Below are 19,277 nucleotides of genomic sequence, written 5' to 3' on the forward strand. Positions count from 1 at the left end.
GTCGTACGTCGTGGGGTGGCGGTGGTCGGTCAGACCGAGGCAGCCTTGGTGTACTTGTCGTACCCCTCGGCCTCGAGGCGATCTGCGAGCTCGGGGCCGCCCTGCTCGGCGATCCGGCCGTCGACGAAGACGTGCACGAAGTCGGGGGTGATGTAGCGCAGGATGCGGGTGTAGTGGGTGATCAGCAGGACACCCTTGCCCTCCTGGCCGCGGAAGCGGTTGACACCGTCGCTGACGACGCGCAGCGCGTCGATGTCGAGGCCGGAGTCGGTCTCGTCGAGGATGGCGACCTTGGGGTCGAGCAGCTCGAGCTGGGCGATCTCGTGGCGCTTCTTCTCACCGCCGGAGAAGCCCTCGTTGACGTTGCGGGTGCCGAACGACGGGTCCAGGTTGAGCTGCTCGAGGGCCGCGTTGACGTCCTTGACCCACGTGCGGAGCTTGGGGGCCTCGCCGTCGATGGCGGTCTTGGCGGTGCGCAGGAAGTTGGACACCGAGACGCCGGGGACCTCGACGGGGTACTGCATGGCGAGGAACAGGCCGGCACGGGCCCGCTCGTCGACCGTCATCGCGAGGACGTCCTCACCGTCGAGGGTCACGGTGCCGCCGGTGATCGTGTACTTCGGGTGGCCGGCGATGGAGTAGGCCAGCGTCGACTTGCCCGACCCGTTGGGGCCCATGATGGCGTGGGTCTCACCGTCGTTGATCGTCAGCGTGACGCCCTTGAGGATCTGCTTGGGACCGTCCTCGGTGTCGACGGTGACCTGGAGGTCCTTGATCTCGAGCTTGCTCATGCGGGGGTGACTCCGTTCAGGGTGGTGTCGGTGTCGACCCAGACAGCCAGGCTGCCCGCGTCGTCACGGATGTCTACAGGGAAGGTTGCTACGGGTTCGGTGGCCGGCAGGCCGGTCGGCTTGCCGGTCCGGAGGTCGAAGCGCGAGCCGTGCAGCCAGCACTCGACGGTGCAGTCCTCGACCTCGCCCTCGCTCAGGGCGACGGCGGCGTGCGAGCACTGGTCCTGGATCGCGAAGACCTCGTCGCCGTCCCGGGCCACCGCGACCTCGTAGGCCCCGACGGTGACCGCGAGGGCCTCGTCGGTGGGGACGTCGGCGAGCGCGCACGCCTTGACCCAGGCCATCAGAGGTCCTTGAGGACGTTCTTGGCGAGCTCGGCCTCGACCGTGCTCATCAGCCTGTCCTCGATGGAGGGGACGCCGATCTTGCGGATCAGGTCGTTGAAGAAGCCGTGCACGACGAGGCGGCGGGCCTCCTTGTCGTCGATACCGCGGGCGCGGAGGTAGAACAGCTGCTCGTCGTCGAAGCGGGCGGTGGCGCTGGCGTGGCCGGCCCCCTCGATCTCGCCGGTCTCGATCTCCAGGTTGGGGACCGAGTCGGCGTGGCAGCCGTCGCTGAGCACGAGGTTGCGGTTCTCCTCGTAGGTCTCGATGCCCTCGGCGACCTTGCGGATCAGGACGTTGCCGATCCACACGGTGTGGGCGCCCTGGCCCTGGAGCGCGCCCTTGTACATCACGTTGCTCTTGGTGCGCGGTGCGTCGTGGTCGGCGAAGAGCCGGTGCTCGATGTGCTGGCCGGCGTCCGCGAAGTAGAGGCCCAGCAGCTCGGCGGACCCGCCGGGACCGTCGTACGTCACGTTGGCGTCCATCCGGACGACGTCGCCGCCGAAGCTGACCGCCACGTGCTTGTACGTCGCGTCGCGGCCGACCAGCGTCTGGTGGTGCGTGAGGTGGACGGCGTCGTCCTCCCAGTCCTGCAGCGAGATGACCGAGGCCTGGGCCCCGTCGCCCACGACGACCTCGACGACCTGTGCCATCGACGCGTGGCCGGTGTGGTTGAGCACCACGGTGGCGCGGGAGTGACGCCCGAAGCGGAGCACGACGTGGCCCGCCTCGGTGACGCCCGCGTCCTGGCCGGACAGCTCGACGACGACCGGCTCGGTGACGTCGGCGTCGGCCGGCACGTCCACGAGCAGGGTCGAGGGCACCTCGGCGAGCACGCGTGCCGCGAAGCGGGTGTTGGGCACGAGGCCGCTCACCCCTCGCAGCGATCGGGCCTCGTCGCCGTCCACGCCCTCGACGCGCACGCCGGCGGGGGTGTTCCAGGTGCACGTCGTGGCGCTGGGCTGGAACTCCGCGTCCGCGTGGAGGCCCTTGAGCCGCTTGAGCGGGGTGAAGCGCCAGATCTCCTCGCGGCCTGTGGGCACCACGTGGTCGGCGACGTCGAACGAGCCCACGGGGTGCAGGTGGCTCTCGACCTTGTCCACCTCGAGGGCAGACCGAACAGAATCCGTGACAGTCACTACAGCTCTACTTCTCTTCCTACGTACGACGGGTGGTCTGGGGCGGTGCCGATCCCGGAGGATCAGCCGACCGCGCCCTCCATCTGCAGCTCGATCAGGCGGTTGAGCTCGAGGGCGTACTCCATCGGCAGCTCCTTGGCGATGGGCTCCACGAAGCCGCGGACGATCATGGCCATCGCCTCGTCCTGCTCCATGCCGCGAGACATCAGGTAGAACAGCTGGTCGTCGGAGACCTTGGAGACGCTCGCCTCGTGGCCCATCGACACGTCGTCCTCGCGGATGTCGACGTAGGGATAGGTGTCGGAGCGCGAGATCTGGTCGACGAGCAGCGCGTCGCACAGCACGTTGGACTTGGAGCCGTAGGCGCCCTCGTTAACCTGGATGAGGCCGCGGTACGACGTCCGGCCACCGCCGCGCGCCACCGACTTGCTCAGGATCGAGCTCGAGGTGTGCGGGGCCGCGTGGACCATCTTGGCGCCGGCGTCCTGGTGCTGGCCCTCGCCCGCGAAGGCGATCGACAGCGTCTCGCCCTTGGCGTGCTCGCCCATCAGGTAGATGGCGGGGTACTTCATCGTCACCTTGGAGCCGATGTTGCCGTCGACCCACTCCATGGTGGCGCCGGCCTCGCAGGTGGCGCGCTTGGTGACGAGGTTGTAGACGTTGTTGGACCAGTTCTGGATGGTCGTGTAGCGGCAGCGACCGCCCTTCTTGACGATGATCTCCACGACGGCCGAGTGCAGCGAGTCGGAGGAGTAGATGGGCGCGGTGCAGCCCTCGACGTAGTGCACGTAGGCGTCCTCGTCGACGATGATGAGGGTGCGCTCGAACTGGCCCATGTTCTCGGTGTTGATCCGGAAGTAGGCCTGCAGCGGGATGTCCACGTGGACGCCCTTGGGGACGTAGATGAACGACCCGCCCGACCAGACGCTGGTGTTGAGCGCGGCGAACTTGTTGTCGCCGACCGGGATCACCGTGCCGAAGTACTCCTGGAACAGCTCGGGCTGCTCGCGCAGGGCGGTGTCGGTGTCCAGGAAGAGCACGCCCTGCTCCTCGAGGTCCTCGCGGATCGAGTGGTAGACGACCTCGGACTCGTACTGCGCGGCGACACCGGACACGAGGCGCTGCTTCTCCGCCTCGGGGATGCCGAGCTTGTCGTAGGTGTTCTTGATGTCCTCGGGGAGGTCGTCCCACGAGGTCGCCTGCTTCTCGCTGGAGCGGACGAAGTACTTGATGTTGTCGAAGTCGATGGTGCTGAGGTCGGAGCCCCAGGTCGGCATCGGCTTGCGGTGGAAGAGCTTGAGGCCCTTCAGCCGCAGGTCGAGCATCCACTGCGGCTCGTTCTTCTTCGCGGAGATGTCGCGGACGACGTCCTCGTTCAGCCCGCGGGTCGCGGCGGCGCCGGCCGCGTCGGAGTCGGACCAGCCGAACTCGTAACGGCCGATGCCCTGGAGCTCGGGGTTGAGCTCTTCGATGGAGGTCATGCCTTCTCCTTGGTGCTCGAGGGGGTGCTCGTGGTCTGGGTGGTGCCGGTCGTGCTGGGGATGCAGGTCGTGCAGACGCCGTCGCCGTGGGCGATCGTCGCCAGCCGCTGGACGTGCGTGCCGAGGACCCGGCCGATGGCCTCGGTCTCGGCCTCGCACAGCTGCGGGAACTCGTGGGCCACGTGGGCGACCGGGCAGTGCTGCTGGCACAGCTGGTCACCGATCGGGAGCTGGCGCACGGTGGCGGCGTAGCCGCCGGCGGTGAAGACCCGGGCGAGCGCCTCGGCCGGGGTGAGCGTGGGCTCCTCGGCCATCACGGCCGCGTAGTCGCGCTCGACGAAGGCCACCCGGCGCCGGGCGAACTCGACCACCGCGTCCTCGCCCTGGGTCTCGGCGACGAAGCGGAGCGCGGCGACCGCGAGGTCGTCGTACTGCTGGTCGAACGCGTCGCGACCGGAGTCGGTCAGCGCGAAGACCCGCGCCGGGCGACCGCGACCGCGGTGGCCGTAGACCTTCTGCTCGCGTCCCTCGACGGTGCCGCTCTCGGCCAGGTGCTCGAGGTGACGACGCACGGCGGCCGGCGTCAGCTCGAGCCGCTCGGCCAGCGCGACGGCCGTGGAGGGGCCGTTCTCGAGGATCGACCGAGCCACCCGCTCACGGGTGGGGGCGTCCCTGTCGGGCGCCGCAGCAGTCGTCCTCACGAATTGCACAACGCAAGTGTGACGTTAATGCTTCCACGCATTCAAGCAAGGGTCCCCTTACCCGGACCTCCTGGCCAGCCTCAGGCGGCCGTACGGCGTCGGAACGTGCGGATGGCGAGCGGGGCCACCACGGCGGTGATGAGCAGGATCCACCCGATCGTGAACGGGATCGGGTGGTGCATGGGGAAGGCCGCGCCCGGCGCGAGCGGCTGGTCGTTGCCCCACAGGACCCGGACCGCCTGGGTCAGGGACGAGATCGGGTTCCACTCGGCGATGAAGCGCAGCGCAGTGGGCATCTGATCGGTCGGGGCGAACGTGTTGGCGAGGAAGGTGATGGGGAACATCGTCGCGAACATGACGCCGTTGACCGCCTCGACCGAGCGCATCGCCGACCCCACCCAGATCCCGACCCAGATCATCGCGAAGCCCCAGCCCAGGAGCAGCAGGTAGCCGAGGACCGCTTCGGGCACGCCGGTGTGGATGCGCCAGCCGATGAGCAGCCCGGTGAGCGACATCACCACCAGGCCGATCGAGGAGTGCGCCAGGCTGGAGATGCTGCGTCCCACCAGGACCGCCGAGGAGTTGATCGGCAACGAGCGCATCCGGTCGACGATGCCCTTCTCGAGGTCCGCGGTGAGGCCCACGGCGACGATGAAGGATGCGAAGGCGACCGTCTGGGCCATGATCCCGGGGAGCAGCCACGCGCGGTAGCCCGCCGGGGTGTCGACAGCGATCGACGAGCCGAACACGAAGGCGAAGAGCAGCACGAACATCACCGGCTGGATGGTGACGTCGAGCAGCATCTCGGGCATCCGACGGATGTGCAGGAAGTTGCGACGGGCGATCGACCACGACTGGCCCATCAGCCCGGTCTGGCGGATCTCGGGGCGTTCGAGCGTCCTCATCGGACTGCCTCCCTGCTCTGGTCGGTGGCGCCGGTCCCGTCGGAACCGGCCTCGGCCTCCCCGTCCTCCGCGCGGTGGCCGGTGAGGTGCAGGAACACGTCGTCGAGGCTCGGGCGCTTGAGCCCGATGTCGTCGAGCACGATCCCGCTCTCGTCGAAGAGGCCGGCGACGCGGGTCATGTGGCCCAGGCCCTCGGCGGGCGCGGTGATCTGGCGGGCCCCGTGGTCGATGTGCAGCTCCTGGACGTGCGGTCGCATGAGCGCCTCCGCGGCGTCGAGGTCCCTGGCCTCCGAGACCGTGACGACCAGCGCCGCCGCCCCGGACCGGTCCTTGAGCTGCAGCGGGGTGCCCTCGGCGATCACCGTCCCCCGGTCGATGACGACGATGTTGTCGGCCAGCTGGTCGGCCTCCTCGAGGTACTGCGTCGTGAGGAGCAGCGTCGTGCCGTCCGCCACCAGCTCGCGCAGCACCTCCCACAGCTCGACGCGTGAGCGCGGGTCGAGGCCCGTGGTCGGCTCGTCGAGGAACAGCACCGGTGGCGTGGCGATGAGGCTGACCGCCAGGTCGAGCCGCCGGCGCATGCCCCCGGAGTAGGTCTTGGCGATCCGGTCCCCCGCCTCCCCGAGGGAGAAGCGCTCGAGCAGGTCCTCGCTCGCCCGCGAGATGTAGCCCTTGTCCAGCCCGTAGAGCTGGCCGATGAGGCGGAGGTTCTCCCGGCCGGTGAGCAGCTCGTCCACGGTCGCGGCCTGACCGGTCAGGCCCATGCTGCGGCGGACGGCGTCGGGCTCCCCGACCACGTCGTGCCCGGCGACCCGGGCCGTCCCGGACGTGGGCAGGGTGAGGGTGGTCATCATCCGCACCGTGGTGGTCTTGCCGGCACCGTTGGGGCCGAGGAGTCCGAGGACCGAGCCCTCGGGGACGACGAAGGAGACGTCGTCGACGGCGACGGTGTCGCCGAAGTGCTTGACGAGGTGCTCCGCCTCGATGGCATGGGTCGATGTCATGCAGACCACGCTAGCCACCACCGGGGACAGGGCGCGTCCGCTTTTCCTCGGGGCCGCTCCTAGACTTCCCAGCGTGCCGACCGACTCGCCTTCCCACGGCCCTGCCGTCGAGGTCGACGGCCTGGTCATGCGGTACGGCGACAAGGTCGCCGTCGACGGCCTGTCCCTGCGCGTGGAGCGCGGCTCCGTCACGGCCGTGCTGGGACCCAACGGCGCCGGGAAGACCACCACGCTCGAGACCTGTGAGGGCTACCGCCGGCCGCAGGGCGGCACCGTCCGCGTGCTCGGGCTCGACCCGCACCGCCAGCGTCGTGCCCTGCTCCCCCGCATCGGCGTGATGCTCCAGGACGGGGGCGCCTGGTCGGGCGTCCGGGCCATGGAGATGCTCGACCACATCGCGGCGCTGCACGCCCACCCGCTCGACACGGCCATGCTCAGCGACCGGCTCGGGCTCGCCGACTGCGGCCGCACGCCGTACCGGCGGCTCTCCGGCGGCCAGCAGCAGCGCCTCGGGCTGGCCATGGCCCTCGTCGGACGCCCCGAGCTCGTCTTCGTCGACGAGCCCACCGCCGGCATGGACCCCCAGGCCCGGCGGGCCACGTGGGAGCTGCTCGACGAGCTGCGCGCCGACGGGGTGACCGTGGTGCTCACCACCCATCACATGGACGAGGCAGAGCACCTCGCCGACACCATCCACATCATCGACCGCGGCCGCCTCATCGCGTCGGGCTCGCCGACCGAGCTCACCAGCGGGGGCCGGTCCGCCACCATCCGCCTCGTCGTCACGAGGCCGTTCCCCGACGGTGCGCCGGAGTCGCTGCGCACCGCGCTGGGCCCCGACACCGAGGTGACCCAGCTGGACGCCGTGAGCATGCTCATCACGGGTCCGGCCGACGGCAGCACCCTGGCGACGGTCTCGGCCTGGTGCGAGCGCCACGACGTGCTGCCCGAGTCGCTCTCGCTCGGCCGCCGCACCCTCGAGGACGTCTTCCTCGAGCTCACCGGTCACGAGCTGGTCGGATGAACGGCACCCCCGTGAGCACCTTCGCCCCCCGCCCCGGGGCCGCCCCGCTGCGCCGTCAGGTCGCCGCGCAGGCCCGGATGGAGGCGCGGCTGATGCTGCGCAACGGCGAGCAGCTGCTCCTCGCCATCGTCATCCCGGTGATCGTGCTCGTCGGCGGCGTCGCGGGTGCCGACCGGCTGGGACTCGACCTCGACGGCCACCGGGCCGTCGACGTCCTCACCCCCGGGGTCCTCGCGCTGGCCGTCATGTCCACGGCCTTCACGTCGATCGCCATCGCCACCGGGTTCGAACGCCGATACGGCGTGATCAAGCGCCTCGGCGCCTCGCCGCTCCCCCGCCACGGCTTCCTGCTCGGCAAGGTGCTGGCGCTGCTCAACGTCGTGGCGCTCCAGCTCGTCGTGCTGGTGGTGGTCGGCCTGGTCCTGGGCTGGCAGCCCACCATGGACCGCCCCGTGACCACGGTCGGCTCCGCCGTGCTCGCCGTCGCGGCCGGCACCTGGGCCTTCGCCTCGCTCGGCCTCTTCGTCGCCGGCGTGCTCCGGGCCGAGGCGACCCTGGCGCTGGCCAACCTCGTCTACCTGCTCCTGATGACCGGCGGCGGCGTGGTGCTGCCCACGTCGTCGTACGGCGCCGCGTCCGGCGTCATCCAGTGGCTCCCCTCGGCGGCCCTGGGCGACGCGATGCGCGCCGCCCTCGTCGACGCCCGCCTCGACGCCACCGCGATCCTCGTCCTCCTCGTCTGGGGTGCCGTCGGCACCCTGCTGACCGCCCGCACCTTCACCTGGGAATGACATGACCAGCCTCGACCAGTCCGCCGACCTCCGACCCACCACCGGCGTCCGGCGCCTCGCGTGGCCGCTGGCCGTGGCCAACCTCGTCGCCAACATCGGCATCGTCATCACCGGCGGGGCCGTGCGCCTCACCGGCTCGGGCCTGGGCTGCCCGACGTGGCCGCGCTGCACCGACGACTCGTACGTCGCCCACGGCGAGCTCGGCATCCACGGCGCGATCGAGTTCGGCAACCGGCTGCTGACCTTCGTCCTGGTCGTGCTGGCCCTCGCGCTCTGGGTCGTCATGCTCGTCGGCCTGGTCCGCTCCTGGCGAGGCGAGCGCGAGTGGCGCCCGTTCCTGCTCGCGACCACCGTGGCGCTCGGCATCCCGGCCCAGGCGATCATCGGCGGCATCACCGTGCACACCGACCTCAACCCCTGGATCGTCTCCCTGCACCTGCTCGTCTCCATGGCGATCATCGGCGTCTGCGTGGTGCTGCTCGACGAGCTGCGCGGGCCCGACCGCGACGGGTCCCCCCGGCTGGCCACCCTGGCCTGGGCGGTCTTCGCAGTCACCTGGGTGGTGCTCTACCTCGGGACCGTCGTCACCGGCAGCGGCCCGCACTCCGGCGACCTCGACTCGCGTCGTACGGGCCTGGACCCCCAGGTCATGTCGCACGTGCACGCCGCGGCGGTCTACCTGCTGCTCGCACTCACCCTCGGGCTCGCCGTCGCCGCCCGCCGGGTCGGTACGCCGACCCTGGCCGCGGCGGCCCTCCTGCTCCTGGTCCTCGAGGTGGCGCAGGGTGTCGTCGGCTTCGTGCAGTACTTCACCGACCTGCCGGAGATCCTGGTCGGCCTCCACATGCTCGGCGCCGCGCTCGTCTCCGCGAGCGTCACGTGGGTGGTCCTGGCGGCCCGCCCACGCCACCGCGGCTGAGCCCCGCCGCCCCGGCGTCGGGGCGGGTCCCGCTCCGCGCCCTCAGCCGATGAGCGGGTCGAGGGCGACCGCGACGAACAGCAGGCTGAGGTAGAGGTTGGAGTGGTGGAACAGCCGCATCGGGTTGATCACCGACAGGTCGTCCGATGCCTTCGTACGACGCCACATCCGGTGCGCCTCGACGAGGAACACGGCCCCGAGCACACCGGCCGCGGCGGGGTAGAACCAGCTGGTGCCGGCGACCGGCCACAGCAGCAGCGACGTGGCGACCATCACCCAGCTGTAGAGGACGATCTGGCGACCGACGGACGCCGCAGGGGCGACGGCCGGCAGCATCGGCACGTCCACGCCGGCGTAGTCCTCGCGGTAGCGCAGGGCCAGGGCCCAGGTGTGCGGCGGCGTCCAGAAGAAGACGACCAGGAAGAGGATGACCGGCGTCCACGCCAGCTCGTTGGTCACCGCGGTCCACCCGATGAGTGCCGGGAAGCAGCCGGCCAGGCCACCCCAGACGATGTTCTGGGTGGTGCGGCGCTTGAGCACCATCGTGTAGACGAGCACGTAGAACGCGTTGGCCAGCAGGGAGAGTGCGGCCGAGAGCCAGTTGACCCACAGGGCCAGCACGACGGTCGACAGGACGGCCAGGACGGTGGCGAAGACGAGCGCCGACAGCGGCGAGACGATGTGCCGCGGGAGGGCACGACGACGCGTGCGGCGCATCTGCTCGTCGATGTCGCGGTCGTAGACGCAGTTGAAGGCCGACGCGGAGCCGGCCGAGAGCGCTCCGCCCACGACGGTCGCGGCCACGAGCCCGAGCGGCGGGATGCCGCGGGCGGCGAAGAACATCACCGGGACGGTGGTGAGCAGCAGCAGCTCGATGACGCGGGGCTTGGTGAGCCCGACGTACGCCGCCACGACGTCCCGGAACGAGGCGCGCTCTCCGCCTCTCGCCGGGTCACCGGAGGGTGCCGACGGCACGGCAGCGTTGGCCGAACGGCCGACGTGGGACACGGTGGGGACCTCGCGGGAAGGGGGACGATGCGGGGTCGAGTCTAGACCTCGGCATGAGTAGGCTCGGCGGTGCCTGCCAATGATCGTCCGAGAGGATCCCCGTGCCTTCCACTCTGCCCGCGCTCGACTGGAGCGAACTCGACTCGAAGGCCGTCGACACGGTCCGCGTCCTGGCGATGGACGCCGTGCAGAAGGTCGGCAACGGCCACCCCGGCACGGCCATGAGCCTCGCCCCCGCGGCGTACCTCCTGTTCCAGAAGGTCATGCGGCACAACCCCGCCGACCCGCACTGGCCCGGCCGCGACCGCTTCGTGCTCTCCTGCGGCCACTCCAGCCTGACGCTCTACATCCAGCTCTACCTCGGTGGCTGGGGACTCGAGCTCGACGACCTCAAGGCGCTGCGCACGTGGGGCTCCAAGACCCCCGGCCACCCCGAGTTCGGCCACACCGCCGGCGTCGAGACCACCACCGGCCCGCTGGGCCAGGGCATCGGCAACGCCGTGGGCATGGCGATGGCCGCCCGCCGCGAGCGCGGCATGCTCGACCCCAACGCGGCCGAGGGCGCCTCGCCCTTCGACCACCACATCTACGCGCTGTGCAGCGACGGTGACATCGAGGAGGGCGTCAGCGCCGAGGCGTCGGCCCTCGCCGGTGTCCAGCAGCTCGGCAACCTCACGCTGATCTACGACGCCAACCGGATCTCGATCGAGGACGACACCGACATCGCGCTGGCCGAGGACGTCGCCGCGCGCTACGAGGCCTACGGCTGGCACGTGCAGACGGTCGACTGGACCCACGACGAGACGCGCTACGCCGAGGACGTCCCGGCGCTGTACGACGCGATCCGCAAGGCCGAGGCCGTCACCGACCGCCCCAGCTTCATCGTGCTCCGCACGATCATCGCGTGGCCCGCCCCGACCCTCCAGAACACCGGCAAGAGCCACGGCTCCGCGCTCGGCGCCGACGAGGTCGCGGCCACCAAGAAGCTCATGGGCTTCGACCCCGAGCAGACCTTCGAGGTGCCCGCCGACGTCCTCGAGCACACCCGCTCGGCCGTCGCCCGCGGCAAGGCCGCCCAGGCCGCCTGGGCCGACGACTTCGCCCACTGGGAGAAGAAGCCGTCCGCCGACCTCGCCCTCTTCGACCGGATGCAGACCCGCAGCCTCCCCGACGGCTGGGCCGACGCGCTCCCCACCTTCGAGGCCGACGAGAAGGGCGTGGCCACCCGCGTCGCCTCGGGCAAGGCGATCAACGCACTGGCGCCCGGCCTCCCCGAGCTCTGGGGCGGGTCCGCCGACCTCGCCGGCTCCAACAACACGACCATCGAGGGCGTCCCGTCGTTCCTGCCCAAGGACCGCTCCACCAAGATGTTCTCCGGCGACCCGCACGCCGGCCGGGTGCTGCACTTCGGCATCCGGGAGCACGGCATGGGCGCCATCATGAACGGCATCGCCGTGCACGGTGGCACCCGCGTCTTCGGCGGCACGTTCCTCACGTTCTCCGACTACATGCGCCCCTCGGTGCGACTGGCCGCGCTCATGCAGCTGCCCGTCACCTACGTCTGGACGCACGACTCCATCGGCCTCGGCGAGGACGGCCCGACGCACCAGCCGATCGAGCACCTGGCCGCGCTGCGCGCGATCCCCGGCCTCGACGTCGTCCGCCCGGCCGACGCCAACGAGACGGTCGCCGCGTGGAAGGCCGTGCTGGAGCACACCGACCGTCCCGCCGGCCTGTGCCTGAGCCGCCAGAACGTCCCGGTCTTCCCGCGCGACACCGACGGCTACAGCGACACCAGCAACGTGCACCGCGGCGGCTACGTGCTGCTCGACACCGACGGCATCCCCGACGTCGTGCTCGTCGGCACCGGCTCGGAGGTCCAGCTCGCCGTCCAGGCGCGCGACCTGCTCGCCGCCGACGGCATCGCCGCCCGGGTCGTCTCGATGCCGTGCCGGGAGTGGTACGACGCCCAGGAGACGTCCTACCGCGAGACCGTCATCCCGCCGCACGTCAAGGCGCGGGTGTCCGTCGAGGCCGGCATCGCGCTCGGCTGGCGCGAGGTCGTCGGCGACCACGGCCGCATCGTCTCGGTCGACCACTACGGCGGGTCCGCCGACTACGAGCGGCTCTACCGCGAGTACGGCATCACCGCCGAGGCGGTCGCCCAGGCCGCCCGCGACAGCATCGCCGCCGTGTCGGCCTGAGTCGACACCCCGGCACGCCCCCACGGACCACCACCATCGGAGGAACCCATGACTGACCGAATGAAGGCCCTGGCGGACGCCGGGGTGTCGATCTGGCTCGACGACCTGTCCCGCGAGCGCATCGAGACCGGCAACCTCGCCGAGCTCATGGAGACGCGCTCCGTCGTCGGCGTCACCACCAACCCGTCGATCTTCGCCGCGGCGCTGTCCGAGGGCGAGCGGTACGACGCGCAGGTGCGCGAGCTCGCCGCCGAGGGTGCCGACGTCGACGCCACGGTCTTCGCGCTCACCACGACCGACGTGCGCCAGGCCTGCGACATCCTGCGACCGGCGTACGACGCCAGCAACGGCGCGGACGGTCGCGTCTCGATCGAGGTCGCTCCGACGCTGGCGTTCGACACCGCCGCGACCGAGGAGGCGGCCAAGGCGCTGTGGGCCGAGGTGGACCGGGACAACCTGCTCATCAAGATCCCCGCCACCACCGAGGGCGCCCCCGCGATCACCACCGTCCTCGGCGAGGGGATCAGCGTCAACGTCACGCTGATCTTCGGCCTGGACCGCTACCGCGGTGTCATGGAGGCCTATGTCGCCGGGCTGGAGAAGGCTCGCGACAACGGCCACGACCTGTCCGGCATCCACTCGGTCGCGTCGTTCTTCGTGTCCCGCGTGGACACCGAGATCGACAAGCGGCTCGAGGCAGTCGGCGGCGACGAGGCCCTCGGCCTGCGCGGCAAGGCGGGCGTCGCCAACGCCGTCCTGGCCTACCGCGACTTCGAGGAGTTCTTCAGTGGCGAGCGCTGGGAGTCCCTCGCCGCGGCCGGCGCGCACAGGCAGCGCCCCCTGTGGGCCTCCACCGGGGTCAAGAACCCCGACTACCGCGACACGATGTACGTCACCGACCTGGTGGTGCCCGACACCGTCAACACGATGCCGGAGAAGACCCTCGAGGCCTTCGCCGAGCACGGCGAGGTCGAGGGCGACCGGGTCACCACGACGTACGCCGAGGCACAGTCCGTGATGGAGCGGCTCGCCGCCGTCGGCATCGACTACGACGACGTGATCGCCACCCTCGAGCAGGAGGGTGTCGAGAAGTTCGAGGCCTCCTGGGCCGAGCTCCTCGACACCGTGTCCGGCCAGCTGAAGGCCGCGGGCGAGGGAACCTCGGCGTGACCTCGTCGCCCGTCGACCCGGTGACCACGCAGGCGTGGTCGGAGCTCGCCGACCTCGCGGCGACCTCCTCCCCCGACCTGCGGGCGTGGTTCGCCGACGACCCGGGCCGGGTGGAGCGCCACACCCACACGGCGGGCGACCTCTTCGTCGACCTCTCCAAGAACCTCGTCGACGACGACGTGCTCGCGGCCCTGCTGGCGCTGGCCGACGAGGTCGGGCTGGTCGCGAGGCGCGACGCCATGCTCCGCGGCGAGCGCATCAACGTCACCGAGGACCGGGCGGTCCTCCACACGGCCCTGCGCCAGCCGGCGGGCGCCTCGGTGGAGGTCGACGGGCACGACGTCGTGGCCGACGTGCACGAGGTGCTCCAGCGGGTCTACGACTTCGCCGAGCGCGTGCGCTCCGGCGCGTGGACCGGGGTGACCGGCCAGCGCATCGCCACGGTGGTCAACATCGGCATCGGCGGCTCCGACCTCGGGCCGGTGATGGCCTACGAGGCGCTCGCGCCCTACGTCCAGGACGGCCTCGAGTGCCGGTTCATCAGCAACATCGACCCGACCGACTGCGCCACGACGCTGGCCGGCCTCGACCCCGAGACCACGCTGTTCATCGTCTCCAGCAAGACCTTCGGCACCCTCGAGACGCTCACCAACGCCCGGCTGTGCAAGGCGTGGCTGCTCGACGGCCTGCGGCTCACCGGCGCGATCGGTGAGGCGGACGACGACGCTGACGCAGTGGCCCGGCACTTCGTCGCGGTGTCCACCGCCCTCGACAAGGTCGCCGACTTCGGGATCGACCCCGACAACGCCTTCGGGTTCTGGGACTGGGTCGGCGGGCGCTACTCGCTCGACTCCGCGATCGGCACGTCGCTGGTCGTGGCGATCGGCCCGGAGCGCTTCGCCGAGCTGCTGGCGGGCATGCACACCATGGACGAGCACTTCCGCACCACCGAGCTGGCGCGCAACGTGCCGGCGCTGATGGGGCTGCTCAACGTCTGGTACGTCAACTTCCTCGGCGCCGAGACCCACGCCGTGCTCCCCTACAGCCAGCTGCTGCACCGCTTCCCGGCCTACCTCCAGCAGCTGACCATGGAGTCCAACGGCAAGGGCGTCCGCTGGGACGGCACACCGGTCACCACCGAGACCGGTGAGGTCTTCTGGGGCGAGCCCGGGACCAACGGGCAGCACGCGTTCTACCAGCTGATCCACCAGGGCACCCGTCTCGTGCCCGCCGACTTCATCGCCGTCGCCACCCCGGCCCACCCCCTGCGCGACGGCGAGGCCGACGTCCACGAGCTGTTCCTCGCCAACTTCTTCGCCCAGACGGCCGCGCTGGCCTTCGGCAAGACCGCCGACGAGGTGCGCGCCGACGGCACCGCCGAGGACGTCGTCCCGGCCCGGGTGTTCCCGGGCAACCGCCCGACCACCTCGATCATGGCCCCGGCCCTGACCCCGTCGGTGCTCGGACAGCTGATCGCCCTCTACGAGCACATCACCTTCACCCAGGGTGTCGTGTGGGGCATCGACAGCTTCGACCAGTGGGGCGTCGAGCTCGGCAAGCAGCTGGCCCAGCAGGTGGCCCCCGCGGTCGCCGGCGACGCCGCGGCGCTCGCCGGCCAGGACGCCTCCACCCGCTCCCTGGTCTCCTACTACCTGGCCCACCGCGGCTGATCGGCGGCGTCATGCGACCCAACCCGCTCCGGGATCCCCAGGACCGACGGCTCCCGCGCATCGCGGGCCCGTCGAGCCTGGTGCTGTTCGGTGTCACCGGCGACCTGTCCCGCAAGAAGGTCATGCCGGCGATCTACGACCTCGCCAACCGCGGGCTGCTGCCCCCGGGCTTCTCGCTGATCGGCTTCGCCCGACGCGACTGGGCCGACCAGGACTTCGCGCAGATCGTCTACGACGCGGTCAAGGAGCACGCGCGCACCCCCTTCCGCGAGGAGGTGTGGCGCCAGCTCGCCGAGGGGTTCCGCTTCGTGCCGGGCAACTTCGACGACGACGAGGCGTTCGCCACCCTGGGCCGGACGATGCGCGAGCTGGACGAGGCCCGCGGCACCGGAGGCAACACCGCCTTCTACCTCGCCATCCCGCCGTCGTTCTTCGGCACCGTGGTGGGACAGCTCAAGGAGCACGGGCTGGCCGAGCCGACCATCGACTCCACGGGGATGCCCTCGTGGCGTCGCGTGGTCGTGGAGAAGCCCTTCGGCCACGACCTCGAGTCGGCGCGCGAGCTCAACGACGTACTCGACTCGGTCTTCCCGTCGGGGTCGATCTTCCGGATCGACCACTACCTCGGCAAGGAGACGGTCCAGAACATCCTGGCGATGCGCTTCGCCAACAACATGTTCGAGCCGATCTGGAACGCCAACTACGTCGACCACGTGCAGATCACCATGGCCGAGGACATCGGCATCGGGGGTCGGGCCGGCTACTACGACGGCATCGGCGCCGCCCGCGACGTCATCCAGAACCACCTCCTCCAGCTGATGGCCCTGGTCGCCATGGAGGAGCCCACCGCCTTCGACGCCGAGCAGCTGCGCCTCGAGAAGCAGAAGGTCCTCTCCTCGGTCGTCCTCCCGCCACGCCTCGACACCACCACCGCGCGCGGGCAGTACTCCCCCGGCTGGCAGGGCGGCGAGAAGGTCATCGGCTTCCTCGAGGAGGAGGGCATCAAGCGCACGTCGAAGACGGAGACGTACGCCGCCATCACGCTGCACGTCGACACCCGCCGCTGGGCCGGCGTGCCGTTCTACCTCCGCACCGGCAAGCGCCTGGGACGCCGCGTCACCGAGGTGGCGGTGGTCTTCAAGCGGGCGCCGCACCTGCCCTTCAACGCCACCTCGACCGAGGAGCTCACCCAGAACGCCCTGGTCATCCGGGTGCAGCCCGACGAGGGCCTCACGATGCGGTTCGGCTCCAAGGTGCCCGGCACCGCGATGGAGATCCGCGACGTCAACATGGACTTCGCCTACGGCGGCTCCTTCACCGAGGCGAGCGCCGAGGCCTACGAGCGGCTCATCCTCGACGTGCTGCTCGGCGACCCGCCGCTCTTCCCACGCCACGAGGAGGTCGAGCTGTCGTGGAAGATCCTCGACCCGATCCTCGAGCACTGGGAGCGCAAGGGGAAGCCCGAGGCCTACCCGTCCGGCACCTGGGGGCCGGAGTCGGCCGACAAGATGCTCGCCCGTGACGGACGCACCTGGAGGCGACCATGACCAAGTTCGAGCTCGAGGACACCAACGCCTCCACGATCGCGGCCGAGTTCGTCAGGGCCCGGACCCGCGCCGGCTCCCCGGCCATGGGCATGGTGATGACCCTCATCATCGTGGTTCCCGACGACGACGCCGAGGAGGCCATGCAGGCCGCCCAGCGGGCGTCGCGCGAGCACCCTGCCCGAGTGCTCGGCGTCATCCTCGGTGACGGCCGCGGCAAGCCGCAGGTCGACGCCACCGTCGCCACCGGTGGTGGCTGGGGCGGGGAGACCGCGCTCATCCGGCTCAAGGGCGAGGTCGTCCGGTACGCCGAGTCCGTGGTGCTGCCCCTGCTGCTGCCCGACTCCCCCGTCGCGATCTGGTGGCCGACCGAGCCCCCGGACGACCCGGCCGACGACCCGCTGGGGGCGCTGGCCAAGCGGCGGATCACCGACTCCGCGGCCGCCAAGCGCGGCAAGTCCTCGGTGATGCTGCGCCAGTGCCAGTCCTACGCGCCCGGCAACACCGACCTCAGCTGGACCCGGCTCACCCCGTGGCGGGCGCTGCTCGCCGCGGCCCTGGACCAGCACCCGCTCAAGGTCACCCGGGCGTCGGTCTCCGCCGAGCGGATCAGCCCCAGTGCCGACCTGCTCGTGGCCTGGCTCAACGACCGGCTCAAGGTGCCCGTCGAGCGGCACACGTCCGACGGCCCGGGCATCACCCAGGTCGTGATGGACACCAAGCAGGGTCCGATCACCATCGCCCGCGACGACGGCCGGCTCGCCACATTCTCCTCGCCCGAGCGGCCGGACCGACCGGTGGCACTCAAGCGTCGCGAGGTCCCGGCGCTGCTGACCGAGGAGCTGCGACGCCTCGACGAGGACGACGTCTACGCGGCCACCGCCAAGCGGCTCGTGGCCCTGGCCAAGGAGTCATGAGCGTGCCCGCCGAGGCCCGGGTCGTCGTCCACGAGGACGCCCAGACCCTCGCCGGCGACGTCGCCTCGATGCTGCTCGACCGCCTGGAGTCCGCTCAGGACCGCGGGGAGGTACCGCAGGTCGGCCTCACCGGCGGCTCCATCGCCGAGGCCATCCACCGCGAGGTCGCCCGGCGAGCCGTCGACTCCTCCGTCGACTGGTCGCGCGTCGTCTTCTGGTGGGGGGACGAGCGCTTCGTCGAGGCCGGCTCGCCCGACCGCAACGCCCGCCAGGCCCGCGAGGCCTTCCTCGACGGGCTCGGCGTCGACCCGGCCCACGTGCACGAGGTCCCAGCAGCGGACGGGGTGGCGACCGCGGAGGACGCGGCGGCGGCATACTCCGAGACGCTGCGCACGCACGGCGCCGACTTCTTCGAGGTCCTGATGCTCGGTGTCGGACCCGACGGCCACATCGCGTCGCTGTTCCCCGGACACCCGGCGCTCGACGTCACGGACGCCATCGCCGTCGCGGTCCACGACTCCCCCAAGCCGCCCCCGGACCGGGTCTCGCTGACCTTCGAGGCGATGGACCGGGCCAGGGCCGTGTGGTTCCTCGTCAGCGGTGACGGCAAGGCCGACGCAGTCGCCGCCGCGCTGGCCGGGGGCGACGTCCACGAGATCCCCGCCCGCGGGGTGGTCGGGCAGGACGAGACCCTCTGGCTGCTCGACGAGGCCGCCGCCTCCGCCCTCTGACCGACCGGGCGCCACGTACACACGCGGACACATATGCCTCCGCCCCCTCACGCCGCGCTCGGCGGTGACCGGGCAGGAGGTTGTGTCCGCGCGTCTACGAGGCGCGGGCCGCCGGGCGGACCGATGGCCCACTCCGACGGCCACTGCACGCGGATTGCGGGCGATCTCTCGCCCGTTCGGTCCGTACGACGGCCGGTCGGGTCAGAAGATGATGTCGCCCGACTTGCGGCGGCTGCGCAGCAGCTGGATCGCCTCGTCGAGGATGTCCGCCGCCTCGGCGTCGGAGCGACGCTCCTTCACGTAGGCGAGGTGCGTCTTGTAGGGCTCGATCTTGGGCGCCGGCGGCGGGTTGTCCGAGTCCAGGCTGGCCGGGAGCCCGCACTTGGGGCAGTCCCACGACTCCGGCACGTTGGCCTCGACCGAGAAGGTCACCACCGAGCGGTGCTCGTGCGAGCAGAAGTAGGTCACCGCCTGGCGAGGCGCCGCCTCGCCGCGCTCGGCCTCGCCCATCGGGCCAGCACCGACCCGACTCCCTCGGATCGCGTTACCGCCACCAGCCACGTGTCTCTCTCCCTCTTCAAGACCCCGGCGACGAAGCCGCCGGGGACGCGATCCCCGTCACGAAACGTCAGTTGCTGCCGTAGGCCTTGAGCAGGCCCAGAGCGATGATGCAGGCGAACCAGATGATGCCGATCCCGACCGTGAACCGGTCGAGGTTGCGCTCGGCGACCGAGGAACCCCCGATGGTGCTGGAGACCCCGCCGCCGAACATGTCGGACAGTCCGCCGCCGCGGCCCTTGTGGAGCAGCACCAGCAGGATGAGGATCAGGCTCGTGATGACGAGCAGGATGGTGAAGAGCAGAATCACGAGCGGAAGCCTACGTCACACCCATGC

Annotated in this window: 19 protein-coding genes; 9 read left to right on the plus strand and 10 right to left on the minus strand. The window is 71.0% G+C overall.

Annotated elements, in window-relative coordinates; translation table 11 throughout:
• Positions 1 to 29: 29 nt before the first annotated feature.
• The 7 genes from sufC to ASG88_RS17200 all read right to left on the minus strand — a co-directional run bounded on the left by sufC (position 30) and on the right by ASG88_RS17200 (position 6,404).
• A complete protein-coding gene (sufC, locus tag ASG88_RS17170) occupies positions 30 to 791 on the minus strand; it encodes a Fe-S cluster assembly ATPase SufC (RefSeq protein ID WP_056888677.1) in 762 nt (253 codons plus the stop codon).
• Positions 788 to 1,135: a non-heme iron oxygenase ferredoxin subunit gene (locus ASG88_RS17175; RefSeq protein ID WP_056888678.1), complete on the minus strand. Its 348-nt coding sequence runs from the start codon at positions 1,133 to 1,135 to the stop codon at positions 788 to 790. The genes sufC and ASG88_RS17175 overlap by 4 nt, the downstream gene beginning before the upstream one ends.
• Positions 1,135 to 2,277, minus strand: a complete 1,143-nt coding sequence (gene sufD / locus ASG88_RS17180; protein WP_235534900.1) for a Fe-S cluster assembly protein SufD — start codon at positions 2,275 to 2,277, stop codon at positions 1,135 to 1,137. The genes ASG88_RS17175 and sufD overlap by 1 nt, the downstream gene beginning before the upstream one ends.
• Before the next feature lie 98 nt (positions 2,278 to 2,375).
• Complete coding sequence (gene sufB / locus ASG88_RS17185) at positions 2,376 to 3,794, minus strand: Fe-S cluster assembly protein SufB (protein WP_056888680.1); 1,419 nt, start codon at positions 3,792 to 3,794, stop codon at positions 2,376 to 2,378.
• Positions 3,791 to 4,495: a helix-turn-helix transcriptional regulator gene (locus tag ASG88_RS17190; protein WP_235534901.1), complete on the minus strand. Its 705-nt coding sequence runs from the start codon at positions 4,493 to 4,495 to the stop codon at positions 3,791 to 3,793. The genes sufB and ASG88_RS17190 overlap by 4 nt, the downstream gene beginning before the upstream one ends.
• An 80-nt stretch (positions 4,496 to 4,575) precedes the next feature.
• Positions 4,576 to 5,400 (minus strand): ABC transporter permease, encoded by an 825-nt coding sequence (locus tag ASG88_RS17195; protein ID WP_056888682.1) that lies wholly within the window; start codon positions 5,398 to 5,400, stop codon positions 4,576 to 4,578.
• Positions 5,397 to 6,404 (minus strand): ATP-binding cassette domain-containing protein, encoded by a 1,008-nt coding sequence (locus tag ASG88_RS17200; protein WP_056888878.1) that lies wholly within the window; start codon positions 6,402 to 6,404, stop codon positions 5,397 to 5,399. Before ASG88_RS17200 ends, ASG88_RS17195 begins: the two co-directional genes overlap by 4 nt.
• 127 nt (positions 6,405 to 6,531) lie before the next feature.
• On the opposite strand from ASG88_RS17200, the gene ASG88_RS17205 reads away from it, so the two are divergent.
• The 3 genes from ASG88_RS17205 to ASG88_RS17215 are packed head-to-tail and all read left to right on the plus strand — an operon-like array spanning position 6,532 to position 9,138.
• Positions 6,532 to 7,428, plus strand: a complete 897-nt coding sequence (locus ASG88_RS17205) for an ABC transporter ATP-binding protein (protein ID WP_056888683.1) — start codon at positions 6,532 to 6,534, stop codon at positions 7,426 to 7,428.
• Positions 7,425 to 8,219, plus strand: a complete 795-nt coding sequence (locus ASG88_RS17210) for an ABC transporter permease (RefSeq protein WP_056888684.1) — start codon at positions 7,425 to 7,427, stop codon at positions 8,217 to 8,219. Before ASG88_RS17205 ends, ASG88_RS17210 begins: the two co-directional genes overlap by 4 nt.
• A 1-nt stretch (position 8,220) precedes the next feature.
• Positions 8,221 to 9,138 (plus strand): COX15/CtaA family protein, encoded by a 918-nt coding sequence (locus ASG88_RS17215; RefSeq protein ID WP_082600624.1) that lies wholly within the window; start codon positions 8,221 to 8,223, stop codon positions 9,136 to 9,138.
• 42 nt (positions 9,139 to 9,180) lie between these two features.
• Here ASG88_RS17215 and ASG88_RS17220 read toward each other — a convergent pair whose 3' ends face one another.
• Positions 9,181 to 10,146: a heme o synthase gene (locus tag ASG88_RS17220; RefSeq protein WP_082600625.1), complete on the minus strand. Its 966-nt coding sequence runs from the start codon at positions 10,144 to 10,146 to the stop codon at positions 9,181 to 9,183.
• Between the two features lie 176 nt (positions 10,147 to 10,322).
• Between ASG88_RS17220 and tkt the strand changes: the two genes are divergently transcribed.
• The 6 genes from tkt to pgl are packed head-to-tail and all read left to right on the plus strand — an operon-like array spanning position 10,323 to position 18,382.
• Positions 10,323 to 12,350, plus strand: coding sequence for a transketolase (gene tkt, locus ASG88_RS17225; protein WP_235534916.1), 2,028 nt, complete (start codon positions 10,323 to 10,325; stop codon positions 12,348 to 12,350).
• Positions 12,351 to 12,398: 48 nt separating this feature from the next.
• Positions 12,399 to 13,520: a transaldolase gene (gene tal / locus ASG88_RS17230; RefSeq protein WP_056888686.1), complete on the plus strand. Its 1,122-nt coding sequence runs from the start codon at positions 12,399 to 12,401 to the stop codon at positions 13,518 to 13,520.
• Positions 13,517 to 15,190, plus strand: coding sequence for a glucose-6-phosphate isomerase (gene pgi, locus ASG88_RS17235; RefSeq protein ID WP_056888687.1), 1,674 nt, complete (start codon positions 13,517 to 13,519; stop codon positions 15,188 to 15,190). Before tal ends, pgi begins: the two co-directional genes overlap by 4 nt.
• Before the next feature lie 11 nt (positions 15,191 to 15,201).
• Positions 15,202 to 16,737: a glucose-6-phosphate dehydrogenase gene (gene zwf / locus ASG88_RS17240; RefSeq protein WP_056888688.1), complete on the plus strand. Its 1,536-nt coding sequence runs from the start codon at positions 15,202 to 15,204 to the stop codon at positions 16,735 to 16,737.
• Complete coding sequence (locus ASG88_RS17245) at positions 16,734 to 17,651, plus strand: glucose-6-phosphate dehydrogenase assembly protein OpcA (RefSeq protein WP_056888689.1); 918 nt, start codon at positions 16,734 to 16,736, stop codon at positions 17,649 to 17,651. The genes zwf and ASG88_RS17245 overlap by 4 nt, the downstream gene beginning before the upstream one ends.
• On the plus strand, positions 17,648 to 18,382 hold the full coding sequence (pgl, locus tag ASG88_RS17250; RefSeq protein ID WP_056888690.1) for a 6-phosphogluconolactonase: 735 nt from the start codon (positions 17,648 to 17,650) through the stop codon (positions 18,380 to 18,382). Before ASG88_RS17245 ends, pgl begins: the two co-directional genes overlap by 4 nt.
• Before the next feature lie 201 nt (positions 18,383 to 18,583).
• Here pgl and ASG88_RS17255 read toward each other — a convergent pair whose 3' ends face one another.
• Positions 18,584 to 18,943 (minus strand): RNA polymerase-binding protein RbpA, encoded by a 360-nt coding sequence (locus tag ASG88_RS17255; RefSeq protein ID WP_082600627.1) that lies wholly within the window; start codon positions 18,941 to 18,943, stop codon positions 18,584 to 18,586.
• 67 nt (positions 18,944 to 19,010) lie between these two features.
• Positions 19,011 to 19,250, minus strand: coding sequence for a preprotein translocase subunit SecG (secG, locus tag ASG88_RS17260; RefSeq protein ID WP_056888692.1), 240 nt, complete (start codon positions 19,248 to 19,250; stop codon positions 19,011 to 19,013).
• Positions 19,251 to 19,277 lie beyond the last annotated feature (27 nt).

It is taken from the genome of Nocardioides sp. Soil777, assembly GCF_001428425.1.
In the GTDB taxonomy this organism is placed as follows: Bacteria; Actinomycetota; Actinomycetes; order Propionibacteriales; family Nocardioidaceae; genus Nocardioides; species Nocardioides terrigena.